This is a genomic window from Aestuariibacter sp. GS-14 (assembly GCF_006494365.1).
Classification (GTDB): Bacteria; Pseudomonadota; Gammaproteobacteria; order Enterobacterales; family Alteromonadaceae; genus Alteromonas; species Alteromonas mangrovi.
In genome coordinates this window covers 22015-45118 of the sequence record NZ_VHIP01000022.1, presented here as the reverse complement: position 1 = coordinate 45118, position 23104 = coordinate 22015, and the positions used below count along the sequence as shown (strand labels likewise).

The following is a 23104-nucleotide window of genomic DNA, read 5'->3' as shown; positions in this document are numbered from 1 at the left end:
TATGCCTCAGAGTGCACGTCGTGATCTAAGTCGTTTTTACTCACTCTGAGAGGGCAAACTTCTATGCGAATTGGTATATAAAGGAGAAGACCATGTCAATTGCCGATATGCGACGTCAGTACACGATGGGGCGGCTTACCGAAGAGGCATTGACCGAACATCCTATTGATCTGTTTAAGCAATGGCTGGGTGAAGCCATTGATGCCAAAATTCCTGATCCCACCGCCATGACAGTGGCTACGGTTGATGCCAGTGGACAGCCCTCGCAGCGCATTGTGCTGTTGAAAGATTACGATCACGATGGCTTTGTGTTTTACACCAATCTGGGCAGCCGCAAAGCCAAAGAGCTGGCTGTTAACCCGAAAATTTCGCTGCACTTCCCGTGGTTTTTTATGGAACGGCAAGTGCGTATTTGTGGCGTGGCCGAAAAGCTTTCCGTGGCACAAAATGCCAAATACTTCCTGTCGCGTCCCAAAGATTCCCAATTGGCGGCTTGGGCGTCGCAACAGAGTCAGCCTATTTCCAGCCGGGAATTGTTAATGACCCAGTTTAAGCAAATGAAAGACAAGTTTGCTAACAAAGATATCCCGTTACCGGATTTTTGGGGCGGCTTTAAAGTGAAACCTGCGCAGATCGAATTCTGGCAAGGCGGCGAACATCGCCTGCATGACAGGTTTGAATATCGCTTTAATGAACAATCCGGCTGGTCCACCCAACGACTCATGCCCTAGCGTCTGTGAGATAGACTGGCGATGATAGATTCTCATTGTCATCTGGACCTCGCTACATTCTCTGAAGATTGGCAGCAGGTTGTTCAGCAATCTATTGACAAGGGCGTTTCGCGGTTTTTGGTGCCCGGGACAACGTCTGCTGGCTGGGCTCAGCAAGTTACAATGGCTCAGGCAGAACCCCGGCTGGACCTGGCTTTTGGGCTCCATCCTTATTTTCTTCGCGACGTCCCCGACGCTAACCTGCAACAGCTTGATGAACTACTCAGTCATCGTCCGGCTGCGTTGGTGGCAGTGGGTGAAATTGGCATTGATGCCAGCCTGAATACGCCTGTTGATCATCAGATCTACACTTTTGAATCGCAACTGAATCTGGCAAGCAAATACGCATTACCGGTGGTGCTGCACCATCGAAAGTCCCATCACCTGTTGATTGAATCATTAAAACGATGCCGTTTTCAGCACGGAGGGGTGGTGCATGCGTTTTCCGGTAGTGTGGAAGCAGCAAATGCTTATATTGCCCTCGGATTTAAAATTGGAGTAGGGGGCACAATCACTTACCCTCGCGCTCAAAAAACGCGACAGACAATAGCACAGTTACCACTTAGCGCGCTTTTGCTTGAGACAGATGCGCCGGATATGCCCATGCAAGGCAGACAGGGGCAGCGAAACTCACCCGTTTATCTTACCGATGTGTGTCATGCGCTGGCTGACTTAAAACGCACCAGCCCAGACCATATCGACAGTGTCACCACTGCGAATTATTGCGAACTCTTCGGGCGATAAACAACCGACAAATAGCCAACGGTGTTATTGCTATAGGTAATGGGCCTGAATACCGACAGCAAGTCCGGCTCTTGCCTTACCATTTCTGCGGTTGTGTCAATACTGCCACTATATGCAAGTCTCTCACCTTCAGGGGTAAATACACTGGCCGATACCACAGATTCATCGAGCAATAAAATCGCCAGAATATGGCTGATATTATCAGCTTGCTTAGCAGCAACATCGCGGGAGAGCAGCGCAGCGTAATGCTGAGAGAGCGTTTCGGTTTGCGATGCGGGTGACGTCGGCTTTATTACTGCCATGCTGAAAATAAAACCAACCAGCAATACGGCAATCCCTGCTAGCCAGGAGCGACGAGACAGTTTCGTCATCGCTCGAAAAGACCTTTTTATGTATGTCATATAGCGAAAAACACTGAAATTAATGGAGTGGAAGGATTTCCCCTGCGGCCCTTATCCGTTAGGATTGTGCAATTTTTGTTGTCAGTCATACAGGACCCGCCATTTTGCAACCACACGTTATTGCTGAGCCAGTACTCAACAGTGCAGCTTTCCTTCGTTCTGTGTTAGCAGAGTATCAGAATCTTAGTTGGGATCAATCCTGCGCACAATTACAACAGGTCCAGGGCCGCAGTACCGATGCGCGTTTAGTGATCCAGAGTCAGGCGCTCACCCTGCAGCAGATTGCTGATATTCAGCAAAACCTGTCAGCCGCGCTGAGTATACACAGTTTCTCACTGCATCCGTTTGATGCGCTGCTCAATCATACCGTGGTAGTGGCTGCTGTTCAGCACAGCTGCGACGATGACGATCTGGTAAAGGCCGTGATAGCCAAAACAGCAGAACAGCATCATTGTGAGATCGCACTACTGGAACATACCCCAAAGCTGTCTGAGCCGGGGTTATTGGTAATGGACATGGATTCCACGGTAATTCAAATTGAGTGCATCGACGAAATTGCCAAGCTGGCAGGACTAGGAGAGAAAGTCGCCGCCGTTACGGAACGGGCCATGCGTGGAGAACTGGCGTTTAAAGACAGTCTGATTTCGCGTGTGGCCTGTTTACATGGTGTGCGGGTAAGTCAACTCGAACAAATCCGCAACAGCATTCCACTAATGCCTGGATTAGCCCGATTGCTGGATGTACTCAAAGCAAATGGTTGGAAAGTGGCAATAGCGTCTGGTGGATTTACGTATTTTGCCGGCTATCTTGAACAGCGATTGGGACTGGATGCCAGCCGGGCTAATGTACTGGCTGAAGAGGATGGCGTGCTTACGGGTACTGTGATTGGCGATATCGTCGATGCCGATGTAAAAGCGGTCACGGTAAAAGAACTTGCGGAACGGTGGGGCATTCCCATGCATCAAACTGTCGCAATGGGAGATGGGGCTAACGATCTTAAAATGATGGAAGTTGCCGCGCTTGGCGTTGCATTTGAAGCCAAGCCCATTGTGAATGCGCAGGCTGATGCGGCCATTCGCTATTCTGGGTTAGATGCCATGCTGGCGTACCTCAGTGTGTAAACCTTCACTGCCCTGATAGAGTAAAGCCAGTACATTATCAATGTGCTGGCTTTTTTGTTTGAGTGCTTATCCGCTTTTTAACAGTGCTTTGATGCCGTTAGGCTCAATGGCGTGCTGGCTGGGCGTTTGATAATTTTCTTCAATGACCTTGAGATCAAAGCCAAAGCGCAACAAAACCTGATCGGTAATATCAACAGCATGCACACACGCCCCGATACTCCATAACCGTTCTTCCAGCTCCTTCGCTCGGTGAATCGCATATACACCTATGTAGTTGATTTCCGATTGCAACATTTCAAGGTCGGGTTTGCCTGTGGTAGTTACAGATACCGACATGGCAATAAACTGGCCCTCCTTCAGAGTATCGGAAATAAACTGCTTTTGGGCGTCGTGCGAACTGAAGCGATGCTCGTAACGGGCATCAATGGCTGCACGGGGATCTTTTTCGGCGGGTTTAAACGCTACAAACAGTTCACGAATCACTGGCTGATGTTCAGTTTTAACCTGCTTTATGGCTTGTTGTATAAAAGGCGCATCAAGATGTCGATCGCGGAAGAACACTTCCAGATTGAGTTTGTTTTGTTCTGCAAAATGCCCGCACAAATTGCGTAGCCTTGGACTGATATCGCCCAGCACGCCTACTTGTGGATGGTATCGTCCGCCGGTCTTGGTTAATACAAATGCCAGAGTCGCGGGGTTTTTCGCATTAATGCAACGCAATGCGTGCCCGATGCCGGGTATTTCCTCTTCATCCGGGTACGTTTTAAGTGACGATTTATTGCTCTTAATTAATTCGGCAAAGAAGGTGCGGGCCGACAGACCCTCTTCTCCTGCAATCGTGCGTAAATGAAGAATGTTTTTATCACCGCTAACGTGAACTACCCGGTATTGCAAGTTGGATACGTCGAATTTATTGGTGAGTTCCTGTAATTTGGGGAACGCCAACACCACGCGCATGTTAATGTCGCCGTGGTATTCACCTTCAATTTCAATGCGCAGGCCGTTAATGGAGATATCTTCACTTACGCCATTGATGGTTTGACCCCGTGCATGAACATTGACGGTCGTTCTGAGTAAATAGCGGGTTTCCAGGCGCTGCTCATGAAATTTATAACGGAATGCTTTAACCGGAAAAGGCGGGCGATTACGTGCATGCCCAAACAGTTTTAACGCTTTTAACTCACTGCGATCAATTTTAATCTGGCTGAACAGTAATTGTTCTGCATCGGACGTGATGTCACTTACCTGCACTATATGCGCGAGGTTTTTCAGTTTTGCCATAAGCCGCGGAGCGGGTAAGGCGTTTTGTCGCTTCACTTTGGTGCCCACATCGTCGGGCAGGGATAACGGCGCATAAGCCTGTTTGGGAGACATACCGCTTAAGCTGATTTTGAATACCCGCCAGCTCACTTTGCGGGCACCAAAACCCATAAATAAATTGTGGAGCCGTTCGTGCCGGGCTAAATCGATATGACTGGCGGAATAGAAATACACCCTGCCATTCTGAATATGGTTGAAACAGTAAATGAACAACGTGGGGATCTCGTCTTTACTTTCCATCAGGTATTGAATGCGTTCCTGATTAAGCAAATAACCCAGTCTGAGTTCGTCTTCTTCGTCATTCCAATAGCTAAGAATATGCCTGTTAAGTTCATTTGCCATGGCGAAACGGGGCAGCGCTCTGCCATCATTCACATCAATAAAAACAGGCAGGGTAGGGCAACTGGGCGAAAAGTACTGTTCGCAGGATTTGTTGATAATGGCGTCTACGGTGTTGTCCATGTTCACTTTGTAGCGACGCTTGTTGCCGTGTATAAATTTATCAATGAATTGATCAAATGACGGATTAGGGGCGTCGGCCAGGCGCTTCATTTGCAAAAACTGATGGTCGGGTCTTCGTGTAATACTCACAACCTGATATTTAATGGCCTGCTTTTTATCCAGCGAGTATTCGGTTTCAAGCCCCCTGAAATACACACCTATTTTTTCGCCTGGTTTAAACAGTTGTTCTTTGGAGAGTTTGATTTTTAATCCATTGGAGGAAATATCCACGCTCGTGGCGCGTAAACTGTTGTTTGTCTCAGTAAATATTTCCAGTGCCACCGCGAAGTTCATGCGCTCTTCGTTGCGCTTGGCGTAGTCGAGCAAGCCAATGTTGATTACATCAAACTGACTCAGGCTGTTTTTCGGCTTTTCGGCGACGTCCTGCTCTTTTTCGTTGCGGGCTTCGGCCTTTTCTCGGATCACACGAAAATTGTTTTCGGTAGCCATTACTGCTTCGTACACACCAAAGCAATACAATCCAAAAATGCGAACCTGCTGTTCAAACACCTCTATGGCAACATCGTCCAGATAGTGTTTAATGCTATCGAATTCGTACAGTTTACACTGACCATCAACCTGCCCACGCAAATCAATTGCACGCAGGCACGGTCGGGCGAGGCGTTTCACCTCCATTTTAATCAGGAAGCGTTTTTCTTTTGGAATGTGAGAGGCAATTTGCTGCAGAACCTGATTAAATTCAGGTTCCTTCACCATGGGTTTTAGCTGCTCTATTACCGCTGCATACTGAGATAAATCCTGATTCATATCCTTGGTCTTGCTGTGCACCCTGATGGTTTTTGTTATATTACCGTTTATATCGGCAAGCGCTTGATATTGATTAACAGGAAAGCAAAGGGAATACGCAGTGCGCTTTCCCTTTGCACCCGACACTCAATGTTTGTATTCGTTTTCCCAGATTAATACGTATCCTATAGGAAACCAACCAATTTTATGGCTAAAAGAAAAACAGCCTTTGTTTGCTCCGACTGTGGCGCTGAATTCCCCCGCTGGCAAGGGCAGTGCACCGAGTGCAAAGCATGGAATACGATCTCAGAATTTGTGGTGAGTCCGGCCAAAACCGTTGCCCGGGGAAACTTTGCTGGGTACGCCGGGCAGACTACCAGTCAGGTTCAGGTGTTAAGCGACATTAACGTGGAAGATCTGCCGCGTTTTAGCTCCGGTTTTAAAGAACTCGACCGGGTGCTTGGTGGCGGCATTGTACCGGGGTCAGCAATATTAATTGGCGGCTCTCCTGGCGCCGGTAAAAGTACCCTATTGCTGCAGGTTATGTGCAAACAGGCTGCCAGCAAATCTGCATTGTATGTCACCGGAGAGGAGTCGCTGCAACAGGTGGCTATGCGGGCCAAGCGTTTAGGCTTGCCCGATGACAAGCTTATGATGCTGGCAGAGACTAACGTTGAACTGATTTGCGATCTTGCGCTGAAGCAAAAGCCACAAATTATGGTAATCGATTCCATTCAGGTTATGCATGTGAGTGATGTGCAGTCGGCGCCGGGCAGCGTGTCGCAGGTACGCGAAAGCGCTGCGTATTTAACCCGGTTTGCCAAGCAGAATCACATTGCCATGTTCCTGGTAGGACACGTTACCAAAGACGGCAGTTTGGCAGGCCCCAAAGTACTGGAGCACTGCATAGATTGTTCAATGATGCTGGAAGGCGAAAGCGACGGACGTTTTCGTACCTTGCGCAGCCATAAAAACCGCTTCGGTGCGGTGAACGAACTCGGCGTGTTCGGCATGACAGAAAAAGGCATTAAAGAAGTGGGTAATCCATCGGCTATCTTTCTTAACCGCAACGAAAATCAGGCACCGGGTTCAGTGGTAATGGTGATTTGGGAAGGCACCCGCCCGTTATTGGTAGAAATACAAGCATTGGTGGACTATTCGCCACTGAACAATCCTCGTCGCGTTGCCGTAGGGCTGGAGCAAAATCGTCTTGCCATGCTATTGGCGGTAATGCACCGTCATGGCAACGTGCAAATGAACGACCAGGATGTCTTTGTTAACGTAGTGGGTGGCGTCAAGGTAGGGGAAACGGCCGCCGATTTAGCCTTGTTAGTGGCGATGATATCCAGTTTCCGAAATCGCACTTTGCCACGCGATCTGATTGTGTTTGGCGAAGTGGGACTGGCTGGTGAAATCCGTCCGGTACCCAACGGCAGTGAACGCTTGAGTGAGGCGGTAAAGCACGGGTTTAAACGCGCAATTGTGCCAAAAGCAAATGCGCCCAAGCAGCCGATTGAGGGGTTAAAGGTGATCCCGGTCACCAAGCTTAGCGAAGCCCTGGAGGCGCTGGAGTAACCCTTTGTTTAACTGTGGCCGGGCAGGGAATCGGCAATTCTGTCGAGCATGATCATCAGTTCGTGGGTATCCATGTCCTGTTCGCCACTATTGAGTAACAATACCCGGCGCAGTGCGCTTAAGTCATCCAGTGGAATATGGGTGAGTTTCATGCCCAGTACGGTAGCGGCAGGAGTGCTCACTGCTTCGTGTTGTACGTGCGTTATTTGACCGAATAGCGTAATAACCGGACTGTCTTCGTTGGGTTGAATAGTTAACGTGAGGGGGTGACTGATGTCCAGCGACATGTCGTTGTTCAGACGAACCCTGACGCCCTGTAACGACAAATCCAGAACCTGTACATCAAACACATCATCTGCGATGTTCAGCAGGCCATTCATATTAATAGCAAGGCGTTGAAACTGACGCTTTTCTGTCGACATTACTAACCTCTGAGTTTGGGTATTGGGCACGCAGCACAATTTCATGTGAGTCGTTGGCTCATAATAATAGCAAGTTTAGCAAAAGGTGCACCTGTTGCCTGAAAACGCATTTACTCAATGCACTGGTTTCGTTTTCCGCCGCTTACCACTGAATAAAAAAAGCCCCCGTCAACCTGGTTGCGGGGGCTTTGTTACTCTATCAACACACTTACTTGCTGATGCGCTTGTATTTCAGGCGGTGAGGCTCTACCACATCCTGTCCGAAATTGGCTTTTAACCAGGCTTCGTAATCGGTGTAGTTACCTTCGTAGAAGTTGATCTTGCCTTCGTCGCGGTAGTCGAGGATATGTGTTGCTACGCGGTCAAGGAACCAACGGTCGTGCGAGATAACCATGGCGCAGCCAGGGAATTCCAACAGGGCGTTTTCCAATGCGCGCAGCGTTTCTACGTCAAGATCGTTGGTGGGTTCGTCGAGCAGCAGTACGTTGCCGCCGGCTTTCAGTAATTTCGCTAAGTGAACCCGGTTGCGCTCACCACCAGACAAATCTTTAATGAATTTCTGCTGATCGGTGCCTTTGAAGTTAAAGCGGCTGCAGTAGGCGCGACTGTTCAGCTCAAAGTTGCCAATTCGCACAATATCCTGCCCGTCTGACAGTTCCTGCCATACGGTGTTATTGCCATTCATGTGATCACGGAACTGCTCAACGCTGGCAATTTTAACGGTATCGCCAATGGTAACGGTACCACTGTCAGGTTGTTCTTTGCCGGTTAATATACGGAACAGGGTAGACTTACCTGCGCCGTTGGGACCGATAATGCCCACAATCGCGCCTTTAGGTACGGTAAACGTCATGTCGTCAATTAACACGCGATCGCCGTAGGATTTCTTAAGGTGTTGTACCTCAATAACTTTATCGCCCAAACGTTCGCCTGGTGGTATAAACAGTTCGTTGGTTTCGTTGCGCTTCTGGTATTCACCGCTGGACAGTTCTTCAAAGCGTGCCATACGCGCTTTGCTTTTCGCTTGACGGCCTTTAGGGTTAGTGCGCACCCACTCCAGTTCCTGTTTAATGGATTTCTGACGGGCATTTTCTGCGCGTTCTTCCTGCTCAAGACGCGCGTCTTTTTGTTCAAGCCAACTTGAGTAGTTGCCTTCCCATGGAATACCGTGTCCACGGTCAAGTTCCAGGATCCAGCCCGCTACGTTGTCGAGGAAGTAACGGTCGTGGGTGATGGCCACAACGGTACCTTCGTAGTCGTGCAGGAAACGCTCCAGCCAGGCTACCGATTCCGCATCCAGGTGGTTAGTTGGTTCGTCAAGCAACAGCATGTCGGGCTTTTCAAGCAGCAAACGGCATAACGCAACACGGCGGCGCTCACCACCAGACAATTTACTGACGTCCGCATCCCAGGGGGGTAAACGCAGTGCATCGGCAGCGCGCTCCAACGCGTTTTCCAGGTTATGGCCGTCTTTGGTTTGAATAATGGCTTCAAGCTCACCTTGTTCTTTTGCCAGCGCATCAAAGTCGGCATCCGGCTCAGCGTAGGCAGCATAAACTTCATCCAGGCGCTTCAGTGCATGGGCGACATCGGCAACGGCTTCTTCTATGTTGCCGCGTACGTCTTTGCTTTCGTCCAGCTTAGGCTCCTGTGGCAGGTAACCAATATTGATGCCGGGTTGTGGTCTGGCTTCACCTTCGATTTCGGTATCCACCCCTGCCATGATGCGCAACAAGGTAGATTTACCCGCGCCGTTTAAGCCTAGTACGCCAATTTTGGCGCCGGGGAAAAAGCTCAGTGAAATATTTTTTAAAATCTGACGATTGGGCGGAACAATCTTTCCTACCCGGTGCATAGAGTATACGTATTGTGACATGCGATGTCCTAACTCAACAGAAAGGCACTATTGTAATCAAAGACCCTCGCAGTTGGTAGCGCAAGACAGCAGGAAAACGCCCAACCAGGTGCATTTTTTTGTAGCTCAACGCAGCCATCAGGCCAATTTTTTTGTACACTACGCGCAAAAGAGTCAGCCTGAACAGGAAAGGAAATTCAATGCAACAACAGCCCAAGGTGTTTACGCTCGCCGAACTGGCCGAGCAGGTGGGAGGAGATGTACAGGGAAATGGCGAGATTTCGCTAAGTGGCGTAAGTACACTGAGCAGTGCCACTGGTACGCAGATTTCATTTTTAACCAACAGTAAATACCGCCCGCAGCTTCAACATTCACAGGCCGGGGCAGTGATTTTACATGCGAATGATGCCGCAGATTGCCCTCTGCCTGCACTGGTACATAAAAATCCGCATGCAGCATTTGCTCGCATTGCGCAAATTTTCGATACCACACCAGGTGTTGCAGTAGGACAACATGCCACTGCAGTCGTGGCAAAGAGCGCGATTTTAGGCTCTAACGTAGCACTGGGCCCGCATTGCGTTATCGAAGATGGCGTTGAATTAGGCGATAACGTAGTGATTGGCGCAAACACTGTCATCAGTAAGAACGCTAAAATTGGTGCGGGTAGTGTTATTCACCCGAACGTGACCGTTTATCACAGCGTGCGAATTGGCAAGCGCGTGCGCGTGCATAGCCAAACGGTGATTGGCGCCGATGGTTTTGGATATGCCAACGATGCCGGCACATGGCTGCCGATTCCACAAACGGGGTCGGTGGTAATCGGTGATGACAGCCAGATTGGCGCATCCACTACCATAGATCGCGGCGCGTTGGACGATACCATCATTGGTAAAAACGTGATCATTGATAACCAGGTGCAAGTTGGCCACAACTGCGTAATTGGCGATCACAGCTGCATATGTGGTTCAACGGGGATTGCAGGTAGTACGCACATTGGCAAGTACGTGATCATTGCCGGCCACTGTGGCGTTAACGGGCACTTAACCATTTGCGATAAGGTGCAAATTACCGGCTTCACCATGGTAACCAGCGATATTAATGAACCCGGTGTGTATTCATCCGGACAACCCGCTATGACTAATCGCGAATGGCGTAAAAACGCAGTGCGCGCACGACAGCTCGACCAGTTGTTTGATCGCGTAAAGCAATTGGAAAAACAGAAATAATCCCGGGCTGACAACTGTCAGCCTCAGTGAACAGAAGGTTTTGTTGTAATTCGGCCACAAAGCAGTATACATAGGTCGGAAAATGACTAGAATATGCCCTTCTGAATGATATGCGACCAAATTACGCAGTAAGGAGCCTCCATGTTACCTCGCGAAATGACCATTGCCGACTTTGATCCAGAATTAGCTGCCGCGATTGATAAAGAAAATCAACGCCAGGAACACCATATCGAGCTAATTGCCTCTGAAAACTACTGTAGCCCACGAGTAATGGAAGCCCAAGGCTCTCAACTGACCAACAAGTACGCTGAAGGTTACCCTGGTAAGCGTTACTACGGCGGCTGTGAGTATGTAGATGTTGTTGAAGATTTAGCTATTGAGCGCGCTAAGCAACTGTTCGGTGCTGATTACGCCAACGTGCAGCCTCACTCTGGCTCACAGGCCAACTCTGCCGTATTTATGGCACTGCTGAACGCAGGTGATACTGTGTTGGGTATGAGCCTGTCTGAAGGTGGTCACCTTACGCATGGTGCACACGTTAACTTTTCAGGCAAAACTTACAACGCAGTGCAGTACGGTTTGAATGAAGAAACTGGCGAAATTGACTATGAGCAGGTTGAAGCGTTAGCCGATGAACACAAGCCAAAAATGATTATTGCGGGTTTCTCTGCGTATTCAGGCATTGTTGACTGGCAGCGTTTCCGTGCAATCGCTGATAAAGTGGGCGCTTACCTGATGGTCGATATGGCCCACGTTGCAGGTTTAATTGCAGCAGGTATCTATCCTAACCCACTGCCTCACGCGCACGTTGTTACTACTACAACACACAAAACCCTGGCCGGTCCTCGTGGCGGTTTGATTTTGTCTGCGTGTGGTGACGAAACCCTGTACAAAAAATTCAACAGCTCGGTATTCCCAGGCAACCAGGGTGGTCCTCTGTGCCACGTAATTGCTGCTAAAGCGGTTGCATTTAAAGAAGCGTTGGAGCCAGCGTTTAAAGAATATCAGCAACAAGTACTGACCAACGCGAAAGCCATGGTGTCGGTAATGCAGGAACGCGGTTATAAGATCGTGTCTAACGGTACTGACAACCACTTGTTCCTGTTAGATTTGATCGACAAAGACATCACAGGTAAAGATGCAGACGCAGCCCTTGGCCGCGCTAACATTACCGTTAACAAAAACTCGGTTCCAAAAGATCCGCGTTCTCCGTTTGTTACCAGTGGTCTGCGTATTGGTACTCCGGCTATTACCCGTCGTGGCTTCAAGGTAGACGAAGCCAAACAGGTTGCTAACTGGATTTGTGACATCCTCGACAACATGGGCGACGAAAGTGTTGTTGAGCGCGTGCAAAGTGAAGTTGTTGAGCTGTGCTCACGCTTCCCTGTATACGCGAAATAAACTGAAAGACCGGCTGGTGGTGTATACTGCCAGCCACGTTTACCCGGGAGCTCGCTATGCACTGTCCTTTTTGTTCTGCAGAAGAAACCAAAGTCATTGACTCGCGTTTAGTCTCTGAGGGACATCAGGTGCGCCGTCGCCGGGAATGTGCAGAGTGTCACGAGCGGTTTACTACCTTTGAAAGCGCCGAATTGGTGATGCCACGGGTAATAAAACGCGATGGTACACGTGAACCGTTTAACGAAGACAAACTTCGCGCCGGTTTACAACGCGCGTTAGAAAAACGTCCGGTAAGTACCGAAAAGGTTGAACAGTGCATCTTAAAACTGAAGTCCACATTACGGGCAACCGGTGAACGGGAAGTGGAAAGTGAACTGTTAGGCAACCTGATCATGGATGCGCTTAAAGAACTCGATAAAGTGGCGTACGTACGATTTGCTTCGGTTTACCGTTCCTTCGAAGACATTAAAGAGTTTGGTGAAGAGATAGCCAGACTGGGGAATTAACTCCCATGTCCAATCCAATTGTTCAATACAGCGATGAATACTGGATGGCGCATGCTATTCAGCAGGCTCGTCGAGGTATGTATACTACATCGCCCAATCCCCGTGTTGGTTGTGTCATCGTTAAAAACAACGTATTAGTTGGTGCAGGGGCGCATCTGCAGGCGGGTACCCCCCACGCCGAGGTGCACGCACTTCGCGATGCCGGTGAACAAGCTCGCGGTGCGACTGCCTATGTTACCCTTGAGCCTTGTAGCCATACAGGCAGAACGCCACCCTGTGCGGACGCCTTAGTTAAGGCAAACGTTGGTCGGGTGGTCGTGGCAATGACCGACCCTAACCCGCTGGTAAGCGGCCGGGGAATTAAGCGATTACAGGACGCAGGCATTGTCGTAACCCAAGGGGTGCTGACCAGTGAAGCCGAAGCACTGAATCCCGGCTTTATTAAACGCATGACTACTGGTATGCCCTGGATGCGCGCCAAACTTGCCTGTAGTCTAGACGGTAAAATTGCGCTGGCCAATGGTGTCAGTCAATGGATCACTGGGCCGGCTGCTCGTAAAGATGTGCAGCGCTTCCGGGCGCAAAGCTGCGCGGTACTCACAGGCAGCGGCACCGTAAAGGCCGACAATCCCAGTTTATTAGTCAGACCCGCACAGGCTGAATTGAGTGATTATCCGTTAACACAATGCCGTCAACCACTGCGAGTAGTGATTGACACGGAACAACAGCTAACGCCCGATTTGGCTATGTTCAACGACGGATCCCCGGTATTACTGGTGATAAATGGCACATCTAAGTACGTGTTTGCCAATGCGGTAACTGTTATCCCGGCACAAATGGATACAGCTTCTCAGAAAGTCTCGTTAACCTGGTTAATCGAAGAGTTGGGACGGCGTGGCCTGAATGACATCTGGGTGGAAGCCGGGGCGGGACTGGCAGGGGCATTATTGGCTGACAATCTGATAGATGAACTGATTGTCTACCAGGCACCTAAGGTGCTGGGCGATAAGGGGATGTCGATGCTGACACTGCCGCTGTATCAGAAGATTAATCAGGCTCCCCACTTGAAATTGACCGATCTCAGACATATAGCTGAAGACATTCGAATGACGTATCAGGTGATCAAACCCGATACCCACACTGCTGCAGGATAACGAGATGTTTACAGGCATCATTGAAGCGCTTGGCACAATTGAATCCATGGTCGATAAGGGCGATGCGATCCGCCTGAAGGTAAATTCAGGCAAACTGGATATGTCAGATGTTGCATTAGGCGACAGTATCGCCACTAATGGTGTGTGCTTAACCGTAGTTGATTACAGCTCGCATCACTACAGTGCTGATGTGTCTGCCGAAACCATACGCCTGACCGGTTTTGCTCAGTATAAGCCTGGTATGCAGGTCAATCTTGAAAAAGCCATGCAGGCCAATAGCCGATTTGGCGGACACATTGTGTCTGGTCATGTAGATGGCGTTGGTTCGATTACAAAAGTCATTGCTCACAGCGATTACATTGAGTTTTGGGTGAAAGCCCCGGACGAACTGGCAAAGTACATTGCCCATAAAGGCAGCATTACTGTTGATGGCGTCAGCCTGACGGTAAACAAGGTGAATGGCAGTGAGTTTATGCTGTGGATCATTCCACACACCTTACAGGAAACAGTGATGCGTCATTATCAGGTCGGCACCCGCGTAAATCTGGAAGTGGATGTTATTGCCCGCTACCTGGAGCGACTCATGCTGGGTGACAAAGCCGCTGAACCCCAACAACAATCCGATATCAGCCTGGCATTTCTGGCTGAACACGGCTATTTAAAAAGATAACCCTACACAAAAGAACGATTATGGCACTCAATACCACTGCAGAAATCCTTGAAGATATTAAACAAGGCAAGATGGTTATCCTGATGGATGACGAAGATCGCGAAAATGAAGGCGATTTAATCATGGCGGCAGAGCACGTTACACCGGCGGCCATTAACTTTATGGTTAAGCACGCTCGTGGTCTTGTGTGTTTACCCATGACAGCAGAGCGCTGCAAGCGGTTAAAATTACCGCTTATGGTAGATAAAAACGAAGCGCAGTTTTCTACCAATTTCACCGTATCTATTGAAGCGGCAGAAGGTGTCACCACCGGGATCTCAGCTGCGGATCGCGCGACAACTATTCTGGCGGCTGTTGCTAAAAATGCGCAGGCTACTGACATTGTGCAACCCGGACACATCTTTCCACTTATTGCTAAAGAAGGCGGAGTACTTAATCGCGCCGGTCATACCGAAGCGGGCGTTGACCTGGCCAGACTCGCTGGCTGTGAACCTGCTGCGGTGATCGTTGAGATCCTGAATGACGATGGCAGCATGGCGCGCCGTCCACAGCTGGAAAAATTTGCCGAGGAGCATGGCTTAAAAATTGGCACCATTGCCGATTTAATTGAGTATCGTAACTTAAACGAAACGACGATCGAGAAAGTCGCTACCTGTAAGCTGCCTACCCAATTTGGTGAGTTTGAATTACACACCTTTAAAGATGTCATCGACAATCAATTGCACTTCGCGTTGAAAAAAGGCGATGTGTCAGCCGACACACCAACTCTGGTGCGTGTGCATTTGCATAATACGCTAAGCGATCTTCTGGGTTCAAAGCGTGGCATTTCACGCTCTATGGCGCTGCCGGACGCCATGAAGCAAATTGCTGATGAAGGCGGTATCCTGGTTTTGCTCGGTAAAGAAGAAGATCTGGAGGCACAGCTCAAACGTTTTGCAGCAGAAGATCGCGGTGAACAGCCGGTGGGTAAAAACTGGCAGGGTTCTTCGCGTACCGTGGGTGTCGGCAGTCAAATTCTAGCCGCTATGGGTGTGCAGAAAATGCGTTTGCTGAGCAAGCCAATCAAATATCACGCGTTGTCTGGCTTTGGATTGGAAGTTGTTGAGTATATTCACGACTAACGATTGGGTTTTGGCGCTGTTGTGGTATACTTCGCGCCGTTTTTCTTACGGGATTCTTACGGGATTGGGGCTATGCAGGTAATCGAAGGTAATATTCGCGCAACCGGTAAAAAATTTGCCATTGTTGTGTCACGTTTTAACAGTTTTGTTGTAGAAAGCTTACTGGAAGGTGCGCTTGATACGCTTGAGCGTCACGGTGAAGTCAGCGATGATGATGTGACCCTGGTACGTGTTCCGGGTGCCTATGAATTACCTGTTGCCGCTAAAAAACTGGCTGCATCCAAGAAATTTGATGCCATCATTGCCATTGGTGCGGTGATCCGCGGTGGTACGCCACATTTTGATTTCGTTGCTGGCGAATGTAACAAGGGCCTGGCTCAGGTGTCGTTAGAGTACGGCATTCCGGTTTCGTTTGGTGTGATCACCACAGATTCTATTGAACAAGCAATTGAACGTTCTGGTACCAAGGCGGGTAACAAGGGTTCTGAGGCTGCACTTGGCGCATTGGAAATGGTCAATGTCATGTCAGCGCTTGACGATTTAGCGTAAAGGGGCGATTTGTGAAAGTATCTCCTCGCCGTCGCGCCCGTGAACTGGCACTCCAGGGTGTCTATTCCTGGCAAATGAGCGGCAACGCTGTAGAACAGGTTGAGCTTGCGCTCGCTACCAGTAATGACATGAAAAAAGTGGATATGAGCTTTTTTCAGACATTACTGCGTGGTGTTGTTAAAAATGCGGCTGAGCTGGACGAAAAAATTCGTCCCTATCTTGGCCGATTACCCGAAGAACTCGACCCGATTGAAAAAGCCATTTTGCGTTTGGCAACCTTTGAACTAACTCAGCAGATTGATGTCCCATACAAAGTTGTTATAAACGAAGCGATTGAGCTTGCCAAAGCGTTCGGTGCAGAAGAAAGCCACAAATTTGTTAACGGCGCCCTCGACAAGGCTGTACGCTCTTTGCGTCCTCACGAGCGTGGCTAGCGGTTAGTTTCATGCTAAGTCATGCTTGATCGTGATTCACTTAAGATATTGCATCGACAATTGTGAAAGAATTTGATCTCATAAAGCGGTACTTTGCGCATGGTGGTCACACGCGCAAAGATGTGTTGGTAGGTATTGGCGACGATTGTGCCGTAACTAAAGTACCTGAAAACCAGCATCTCGCTGTTACTACCGATACACTCATTGCGGGTGTGCATTTTTTAACAGATGCACCAGCGCGTTCGGTTGCCTATAAAGCAGTTGCGGTGAACCTGAGTGATCTTGCTGCCATGGGTGCTGAGCCTGCATGGATCAGCTTGTCATTATCGTTACCACATTGCGATGAAGCCTGGCTTGAAGAGTTCGCCCGCGGACTTTACGAGCTAACAGAGTACTATTCTGTGCAGTTAATAGGCGGTGATACTGTTGCAGGCCCAATGGCCATGACGATCACCGCACAAGGCTTCATACCACCAAACAATGAATTACGACGCAGCCGCGCTAAACCCGGCGACTGGATTTATGCTACCGGGTGCCTTGGTGACGCGGGAGCCGGTCTCGATATCCTACAAAACACCATAACTGTGCCTGCACGTCACCGTGACTACTTGGTTAACCGCCATTATTTTCCCACGCCACGGGTAATGGCCGGTACGGCCCTTCGTCGCACCGCCAATGCATGTATAGACGTATCGGATGGGTTGGTTTCTGATCTGAAACATATCCTCACGGCTTCAAACTGTGGGGCGACCATTCATGTTGACAGACTACCTGTTTCCCCTGCGTTATTTGAATCCGTCGGTGCTCAGGCCGCTTATCGCTATGCACTTACCGCAGGCGATGATTACGAGCTGATATTCACGGTTAATGAAGAACAGCGTGGCAATTTGGAAACGTCGCTGGCCAATGCGAACGTAAAGGCCACATGTATAGGACAAATCACTGGTCATGCCGGCCAGCTCGATTTACGCTTATACGACGAGCGTTATTCTCTGCCTGAAAAAGCCGGCTACGAACATCAGTTCGATCATGGATAAGCAGCTTCGGCAACGCGTTTCGCTTAAAAATCCGGTCCATTTTCTGGCGCTTGGATTTGGCAGTGGCCTGATCCCGCTTATGCCTGGCACCTTTGGCTCTCTGGCTGCCATGCCCCTGTTGATCCCGTTTTTATTCATGCCTGGTTATGCGCTGTTCATCGCTGCTGTATTAGCCAGTGTGGCGGGTATCTATCTTTGCGGTAAAACCGCAGTAGATATGCAGGTACACGATCATGGTTCGATTGTTTGGGACGAAGTGGCCGGTATTCTGCTAACGTTTATGTGGGTACCTTTATCCGTTTCCACATTGTTGGTGGGGTTTGTGCTGTTTCGAGTATTTGACATTCTGAAACCCTGGCCAATCGGGCCCATCGACAAACACCTGAGTGGCGGACTGGGCATCATGCTCGACGACATCATTGCAGGCCTGATGGCGTGTGCCTGTCTGCACGGATTGTTGTGGTTAACTGGCACATTATAACCTTTATTTTCCCTTCTGCGTGTCTTGCATTGCCAGGCGATAACGGCGTGTGCGCTGCCAATTATTGAATTGTTGGAGTAGCAGTGCCCAAATCGGTGATACCCTCTGTTGGCTCGGCTTACCTCTGCTCAGCCGGGAAAGCTGATATTTCACCATTGCCATCGTGGCCAGTGACGCCATTGGTTTGGATTTCCAGCGGATTACAGGCATTGCAGGGGAGGTAGTTTCATTTTGTTGCCAGACAGTCGCCAGGGCAGGCTCTATTGCCAGTGCAGTAGCAATACCCACCATATCAATGCCACTGGATAACACCTGTTCCGCAACGGCTTTTCGCCGAATTCCTCCGGTTACCATTACCGGCATAGTGGCGTGTTGTTGGAGTGCTTTTGCAAATTCCAGGAAGTAGGCTTCTCTGGCCAGTGTGCTTCCGTCTCGCGCTTCTCCCTGCATGGCAGGGGCTTCATAACTACCACCGGAAAGCTCTAGTAAATCAATTCTCTCGGTATTTAACATCTGCACTACGGCGGTTGCATCGTCGCTGGAAAAGCCGCCGCGCTGAAAATCTGCCGAATTTAGTTTTACCGAAACGGCAAAGCCGGCACGTACAACGGCTTTTACCGCTTGTATTACGAGCAGTAATAGCCGGGCACGGTTACTGATACTGCCACCCCACTGATCGGTTCGTTTGTTAGTGAGTGGTGACAAAAACTGGCTCAGCAGATAACCGTGTGCAGCGTGGATCTGTATACCACTGAATCCGGCGTCTTCCGCTAGTTTTGCAGAGTGAGCAAACTGTTGAATTACCGTTTCTATATGCGCGTCGGTCATGGCCTGTGGAACACTGAAGCGGTTGGAAAATTTGCCTAAATCCAGCGCAACGGCTGAAGGGGCATAAGTGGTCTGCCCCATGTCCTTTGGCATTTGCCTGCCCGGATGATTCAGTTGTAGCCAGCACTGAGCACCGTTCGATTGTGCAATTTGGGCCCAGTGTTTAAACAGGTTCAGATTAGATAGGTTATCCAGCACTACACCGCCTGGGCCGGTCATGGCCCTGCGCTCAATCATTACGTTCCCTGAAATAATCAGTCCTGCGCCGCCTTTTGCCCAGGTGTCATACAGGGTGAACAATGCCTGGGACGGGGCATTGTCGAATGAAGCTAAATTCTCTTCCATTGCCGCCTTAGCAATGCGATTGGGTAACAGGGTGCCGTTGGGCAGTGTAAGTGGCGTAAACAGCGTCATAGGTATCTCATTGTGACTGTGCGAACGGATTGCACGACAGTTTGGTTAGTGATCTTGAGATTACTGTAAGCTTAAAGTTAACTTGAAGGTCAAGCCAGTTCTTACATTATTTAAGCGATTGTTCAACCACCGTTCTGGCATTGTCTGTACAGTCGGTATTATCCGGTTGATTTACAATATGATTCAGCGCTGATTCAAGACGCTGCCTGTTAGCCGTCAGGGTGGTCTGCATGGCGTCTATGTCCTGTATCTTGCTTTCAAGCGCAGCGATAAGTGATGCTTTTTGCCATTTTCCCTGTTCATCGGGTAACAGGGCTTTCATGTCCTTTAAGCCAAATCCGGCTTGCTGGCCTCGTTGGATGAGATCCAATACTAACAGCGCGGCTTGGTTGTATAACCTGTAACCTGCGGCGGTGCGTTTTGCCGGTATGAGTAGCCCCGTATCTTCGTAAAAGCGGATTTTAGACGTACTCAAACCCGTTAATGAGGCAAGCTGGCCAATGCGCATTAAATCAGATTTGTCTTTTTTCATTTGCCAACCAAACCAATAAATTAAGCCAATAAAACAAGGCAATAAAAAAGGGTACGTGACTACACATACCCTTTAGCATAATGGTGTTGTGTGGTTCAGGCTTGTGTGAATGCCTTTACCTGCTTAACGATACCGGCATCATCAATACCCAACTCGGCATACATTTCTTCCTGTGTGCCTTGCAAAATAAAGCTGTCGGGTAAACCAATTTGCAGCAATTTGGTACTGTATTGTTTTTGCAGTACATATTCTGCAACTGCACTGCCAGCACCACCCATAATGCAGCCGTCCTCTATGCTTACGAACAGATCATGATCTTGTTGCAGCGTATCCAGAATTTCAGTGTCCAGTGGTTTCACGAAACGCATATCGATGAGTGTCGCATCCAGCGCTTCTGCCGCCTTTTCCGCATAAGGGAGCAGTGTACCAAAATTAAGCAGTGCTACGCGCTTGCCTTCACGCATTGTTCGACCTTTACCAATTGGCAGTGCGGTCATTACTGATTCAGGTGTAATGCCTTTACCGGCACCACGAGGATAGCGAACCGCTGCGGGTTGGTTGGCAATATGTCCGGTATACAGCATTTGGCGGCATTCGTTTTCGTCGCCTGGCGTCATAATAATCATATTGGGAATACAACGAAGGAAGGCAATATCAAACGCCCCTTGGTGCGTTGGGCCATCAGCGCCGACAACACCTGCGCGGTCAATGGCAAACAACACGGGTAGATTCTGCAACGCTACGTCGTGGATCAACTGGTCATAAGCACGCTGCAAAAAGGTTGAATAAATAGCTACTACGGCATTTAACCCTTCTTTCGCCATGCCTGCGCCAAGTGTCACCGCGTGTTGTTCAGCTATTGCCACATCGAAATACTGCTCAGGGAAGCGCTGAGAAAACGCTACCATGCCTGAACCTTCGCGCATGGCAGGGGTTATTGCCATTAACTTGGGATCGGCTTTCGCCATGTCGCACAACCACTCGCCAAAAATGGCCGAATAGGAGGGCTTTGACGCAGCAGACTTTGGCAGAGCCTGATCGGCCGGATTAAATTTAGGAACGGCGTGGAATTTGATTGGGTCTTTTTCAGCTTCGGGGTAACCCTTGCCTTTTTTGGTAACGACATGCAGCAATTGCGGGCCTTTGAAGCGGCGCATGTTGCGTAGTGTGTCTACTACACCATTGATGTCGTGGCCATCAATCGGGCCAATGTAGTTAAAGCCCAACTCTTCAAAAATAGTGCCGGGAACCACCATGCCTTTGATATGTTCTTCAGCACGGCTGGCGAATTCTTTGATGGGCGGCACGTTGCTGAGCAGCTTTTTACCGCCGTCGCGAATACTGTTAAACAAATTACCGGTTAACAGGCGGGCAAGGTGGCTATTTAACGCACCAACGTTTTCAGAGATCGACATCTCGTTGTCGTTTAACACCACAACCATGTCCTTGCTGATGTCACCAGCGTGGTTCATAGCCTCAAATGCCATGCCTGCGGTCATCGCCCCATCGCCAATTACAGCAACCACCTTGCGCCCCTGGTTTTCCTTCTCAGCAGCGATAGCCATGCCTAAAGCGGCACTGATAGATGTGGAAGAATGGCCCACGGCAAAGGTGTCGAAGTCACTTTCAGGTGGCCAGGGGAATGGATGCAGACCGTCTTTCTTACGAATGGTAGCCATCTGCTCGGCTCGACCAGTTAAAATTTTATGGGGATAAGCCTGGTGGCCCACATCCCAGATTAAACGGTCGAACGGGGTGTTGTATACGTAGTGCAATGCAACGGTTAATTCTACCGTGCCAAGTCCCGATGCAAAGTGACCACTTGACTGACTTACGCAGGTAAGTAAGTACTGACGTAGTTCATCGGAAAGGGCTCGCAGCTTGTCTTGAGGGAGCTTGCGAAGTGCGTCCGGTGAACGGGCCTGGGCCAAAGTAGGATAGTGCGCTAAATCTAAAGTCATTCTGGTTATATTTATACTGTATCTGTTTGGCGGATTAATGGTCGCGATTAACCATTAAATCGGTAAACGCCACTAAGTAGTCTGTATTGTAGGGCAAAGCGTCCAAGGCTTGAAGCGCCTGTTGGTGCAATTTTGCCAATTCTTGTCTGGATGGCTCCAATCCCAATAACGACGGGAAGGTATTTTTGCCCAGTGCAACATCAGAACCGTTGGGTTTACCCAATGTTTCAGTGCTGGCGGTCAGGTCTAAAATATCGTCCTGTACCTGAAATGCCAAACCTATCAATTCTGCAAATTCACATAGCAAGCGATGGCTATCAGGTGTAATGGCTTCACTGGCTTTGCAGGCCATGTCTACGCAGGCGGTTAGCAACGCGCCGGTTTTTAGACGGTGTAACTGCTTTAGTTGATCAAGGGTAATGGTGTGGCCGGTGGAAGCTAAATCTATTGCCTGGCCGCCACACATACCCAGATAACCTGACGCTTTGGCAAGGCTGGCAATGAGCGTGGCGCGTTTTTTATCGCCATAGCGGCTGAGAGGTTGTTCAGCCAGTATACTGAATGCCAGGGTTTGCAGGGCATCACCCGCTAATATGGCCGTCGCCTCATTAAATTTGATATGGCAGGTAGGTTGCCCCCGACGCAAGTCGTCGTCGTCCATGGCAGGCAGGTCATCGTGTACCAGCGAATAGGCGTGAATGCACTCAATAGCCATACTGATGGTAAGTTGGTCTGTGCGAGGCAAATCCAGCATATTGCCGGTTAAATGAACCAATAACGGGCGCATACGCTTGCCGCCAACGGTAAGCGCGTACAGCATAGCCGCTTTTAATTCAGGGGCATGACCAGGCAGCGCATGAATGAGCCCCGATAAGGCTTCGTCTACCTGCTGACGAACAGTGGTTTGAATTGCGTGGAGCGACATATTACAGCTCGTCGTCTGGGTTGAAATCCTGCAACGTCGCAGTATTACCTTGTTCAGTAAGGATTTTTACTTTTTGTTCGGCTTCGGACAGCGCTTGTTGGCTCAAACGCGACAAAGCGACACCGCGTTCAAATTTCTTAAGTGCTTCGTGCAGAGGCAAATCGCCACGTTCCATTTCGCTGACAATTTGTTCAAGCTCAGACAAGGATTGCTCAAATGTCGGGGACGTATCGGAGGCTTTGTCGCTCACGGTTATCTCTCTGTTGCCAAATAAAGAGGGCACATTAACCGAGGGGCGCATACGGGTCAAATAGTTTGCAGTCACGCTGGTGATATTTTGCATTGATGCAACCTGTCTGTAATTTCCCGACATAATTCTCACGGTAATCGCAAACAACGAATTTCTGGT

The 23104-nt window shown here is 49.4% G+C and carries 23 protein-coding genes; 14 read left to right on the top strand and 9 right to left on the bottom strand.

The window, feature by feature from the left end:
- The first annotated feature begins 92 nt into the window (after positions 1-92).
- The gene (gene pdxH / locus FJ444_RS20540; protein ID WP_140961694.1) at positions 93-731 is read left to right on the top strand and encodes a pyridoxamine 5'-phosphate oxidase; all 639 of its coding nucleotides are present in this window, start codon (positions 93-95) and stop codon (positions 729-731) included.
- Positions 732-752: 21 nt separating this feature from the next.
- The gene (locus tag FJ444_RS20535; protein ID WP_140961692.1) at positions 753-1514 is read left to right on the top strand and encodes a TatD family hydrolase; all 762 of its coding nucleotides are present in this window, start codon (positions 753-755) and stop codon (positions 1512-1514) included.
- Here FJ444_RS20535 and FJ444_RS20530 read toward each other — a convergent pair.
- On the bottom strand, positions 1490-1885 hold the full coding sequence (locus FJ444_RS20530; RefSeq protein WP_140961690.1) for a hypothetical protein: 396 nt from the start codon (positions 1883-1885) through the stop codon (positions 1490-1492). The two genes, FJ444_RS20535 and FJ444_RS20530, sit on opposite strands and share 25 nt — an antisense overlap.
- Before the next feature lie 134 nt (positions 1886-2019).
- Here FJ444_RS20530 and serB point away from each other — a divergent pair, with 134 nt between their 5' ends.
- On the top strand, positions 2020-3036 hold the full coding sequence (serB, locus tag FJ444_RS20525; protein WP_255439370.1) for a phosphoserine phosphatase SerB: 1017 nt from the start codon (positions 2020-2022) through the stop codon (positions 3034-3036).
- A 66-nt stretch (positions 3037-3102) separates the two neighbouring features.
- On the opposite strand, the gene FJ444_RS20520 is transcribed toward serB, so the two are convergent.
- Positions 3103-5625: a PilZ domain-containing protein gene (locus FJ444_RS20520; protein ID WP_140961689.1), complete on the bottom strand. Its 2523-nt coding sequence runs from the start codon at positions 5623-5625 to the stop codon at positions 3103-3105.
- A gap of 186 nt (positions 5626-5811) precedes the next feature.
- On the opposite strand from FJ444_RS20520, the gene radA reads away from it, so the two are divergent.
- A complete protein-coding gene (radA, locus tag FJ444_RS20515; protein ID WP_140961687.1) occupies positions 5812-7179 on the top strand; it encodes a DNA repair protein RadA in 1368 nt (455 codons plus the stop codon).
- A gap of 8 nt (positions 7180-7187) precedes the next feature.
- On the opposite strand, the gene FJ444_RS20510 is transcribed toward radA, so the two are convergent.
- Complete coding sequence (locus FJ444_RS20510) at positions 7188-7601, bottom strand: PilZ domain-containing protein (RefSeq protein WP_181405253.1); 414 nt, start codon at positions 7599-7601, stop codon at positions 7188-7190.
- A 208-nt stretch (positions 7602-7809) separates the two neighbouring features.
- Complete coding sequence (ettA, locus tag FJ444_RS20505; protein WP_140961683.1) at positions 7810-9477, bottom strand: energy-dependent translational throttle protein EttA; 1668 nt, start codon at positions 9475-9477, stop codon at positions 7810-7812.
- A gap of 179 nt (positions 9478-9656) precedes the next feature.
- On the opposite strand from ettA, the gene lpxD reads away from it, so the two are divergent.
- From lpxD to FJ444_RS20455, 10 genes are all read left to right on the top strand, one after another.
- Positions 9657-10682, top strand: coding sequence for a UDP-3-O-(3-hydroxymyristoyl)glucosamine N-acyltransferase (lpxD, locus tag FJ444_RS20500; protein WP_140961681.1), 1026 nt, complete (start codon positions 9657-9659; stop codon positions 10680-10682).
- Positions 10683-10823: 141 nt separating this feature from the next.
- On the top strand, positions 10824-12083 hold the full coding sequence (gene glyA, locus FJ444_RS20495) for a serine hydroxymethyltransferase (RefSeq protein WP_140961679.1): 1260 nt from the start codon (positions 10824-10826) through the stop codon (positions 12081-12083).
- A 56-nt stretch (positions 12084-12139) separates the two neighbouring features.
- Positions 12140-12589 carry a transcriptional regulator NrdR gene (gene nrdR, locus FJ444_RS20490; protein WP_140961677.1) on the top strand — a complete coding sequence of 150 codons (450 nt, stop codon included), beginning with the start codon at positions 12140-12142 and terminating at the stop codon, positions 12587-12589.
- Between the two features lie 5 nt (positions 12590-12594).
- Positions 12595-13743: a bifunctional diaminohydroxyphosphoribosylaminopyrimidine deaminase/5-amino-6-(5-phosphoribosylamino)uracil reductase RibD gene (gene ribD, locus FJ444_RS20485; RefSeq protein ID WP_140961675.1), complete on the top strand. Its 1149-nt coding sequence runs from the start codon at positions 12595-12597 to the stop codon at positions 13741-13743.
- A gap of 4 nt (positions 13744-13747) precedes the next feature.
- A complete protein-coding gene (locus FJ444_RS20480; RefSeq protein WP_140961673.1) occupies positions 13748-14413 on the top strand; it encodes a riboflavin synthase in 666 nt (221 codons plus the stop codon).
- A gap of 20 nt (positions 14414-14433) precedes the next feature.
- Positions 14434-15534, top strand: a complete 1101-nt coding sequence (ribBA, locus tag FJ444_RS20475) for a bifunctional 3,4-dihydroxy-2-butanone-4-phosphate synthase/GTP cyclohydrolase II (RefSeq protein WP_140961671.1) — start codon at positions 14434-14436, stop codon at positions 15532-15534.
- A 72-nt stretch (positions 15535-15606) separates the two neighbouring features.
- Entirely contained in the window at positions 15607-16083 is a 477-nt protein-coding gene (gene ribE, locus FJ444_RS20470) for a 6,7-dimethyl-8-ribityllumazine synthase (protein ID WP_140961669.1), read from the top strand.
- A gap of 11 nt (positions 16084-16094) precedes the next feature.
- Positions 16095-16517 carry a transcription antitermination factor NusB gene (gene nusB / locus FJ444_RS20465; RefSeq protein WP_140961667.1) on the top strand — a complete coding sequence of 141 codons (423 nt, stop codon included), beginning with the start codon at positions 16095-16097 and terminating at the stop codon, positions 16515-16517.
- A 62-nt stretch (positions 16518-16579) separates the two neighbouring features.
- Entirely contained in the window at positions 16580-17554 is a 975-nt protein-coding gene (gene thiL, locus FJ444_RS20460; RefSeq protein WP_140961665.1) for a thiamine-phosphate kinase, read from the top strand.
- Positions 17547-18035, top strand: coding sequence for a phosphatidylglycerophosphatase A (locus FJ444_RS20455; protein ID WP_140961663.1), 489 nt, complete (start codon positions 17547-17549; stop codon positions 18033-18035). The genes thiL and FJ444_RS20455 overlap by 8 nt, the downstream gene beginning before the upstream one ends.
- 3 nt (positions 18036-18038) lie before the next feature.
- On the opposite strand, the gene FJ444_RS20450 is transcribed toward FJ444_RS20455, so the two are convergent.
- The 5 genes from FJ444_RS20450 to xseB form a co-directional block, all read right to left on the bottom strand.
- On the bottom strand, positions 18039-19277 hold the full coding sequence (locus tag FJ444_RS20450) for an NADH:flavin oxidoreductase/NADH oxidase family protein (protein WP_140961661.1): 1239 nt from the start codon (positions 19275-19277) through the stop codon (positions 18039-18041).
- A gap of 106 nt (positions 19278-19383) precedes the next feature.
- The gene (locus FJ444_RS20445) at positions 19384-19809 is read right to left on the bottom strand and encodes a MerR family transcriptional regulator (RefSeq protein WP_140961659.1); all 426 of its coding nucleotides are present in this window, start codon (positions 19807-19809) and stop codon (positions 19384-19386) included.
- A gap of 95 nt (positions 19810-19904) precedes the next feature.
- Positions 19905-21770, bottom strand: a complete 1866-nt coding sequence (gene dxs / locus FJ444_RS20440) for a 1-deoxy-D-xylulose-5-phosphate synthase (RefSeq protein WP_140961657.1) — start codon at positions 21768-21770, stop codon at positions 19905-19907.
- Between the two features lie 34 nt (positions 21771-21804).
- Positions 21805-22695 (bottom strand): (2E,6E)-farnesyl diphosphate synthase, encoded by an 891-nt coding sequence (ispA, locus tag FJ444_RS20435; protein WP_140961656.1) that lies wholly within the window; start codon positions 22693-22695, stop codon positions 21805-21807.
- 1 nt (position 22696) lies between these two features.
- Positions 22697-23038 carry an exodeoxyribonuclease VII small subunit gene (xseB, locus tag FJ444_RS20430; protein ID WP_370298080.1) on the bottom strand — a complete coding sequence of 114 codons (342 nt, stop codon included), beginning with the start codon at positions 23036-23038 and terminating at the stop codon, positions 22697-22699.
- Between the last annotated feature and the right edge of the window lie 66 nt (positions 23039-23104).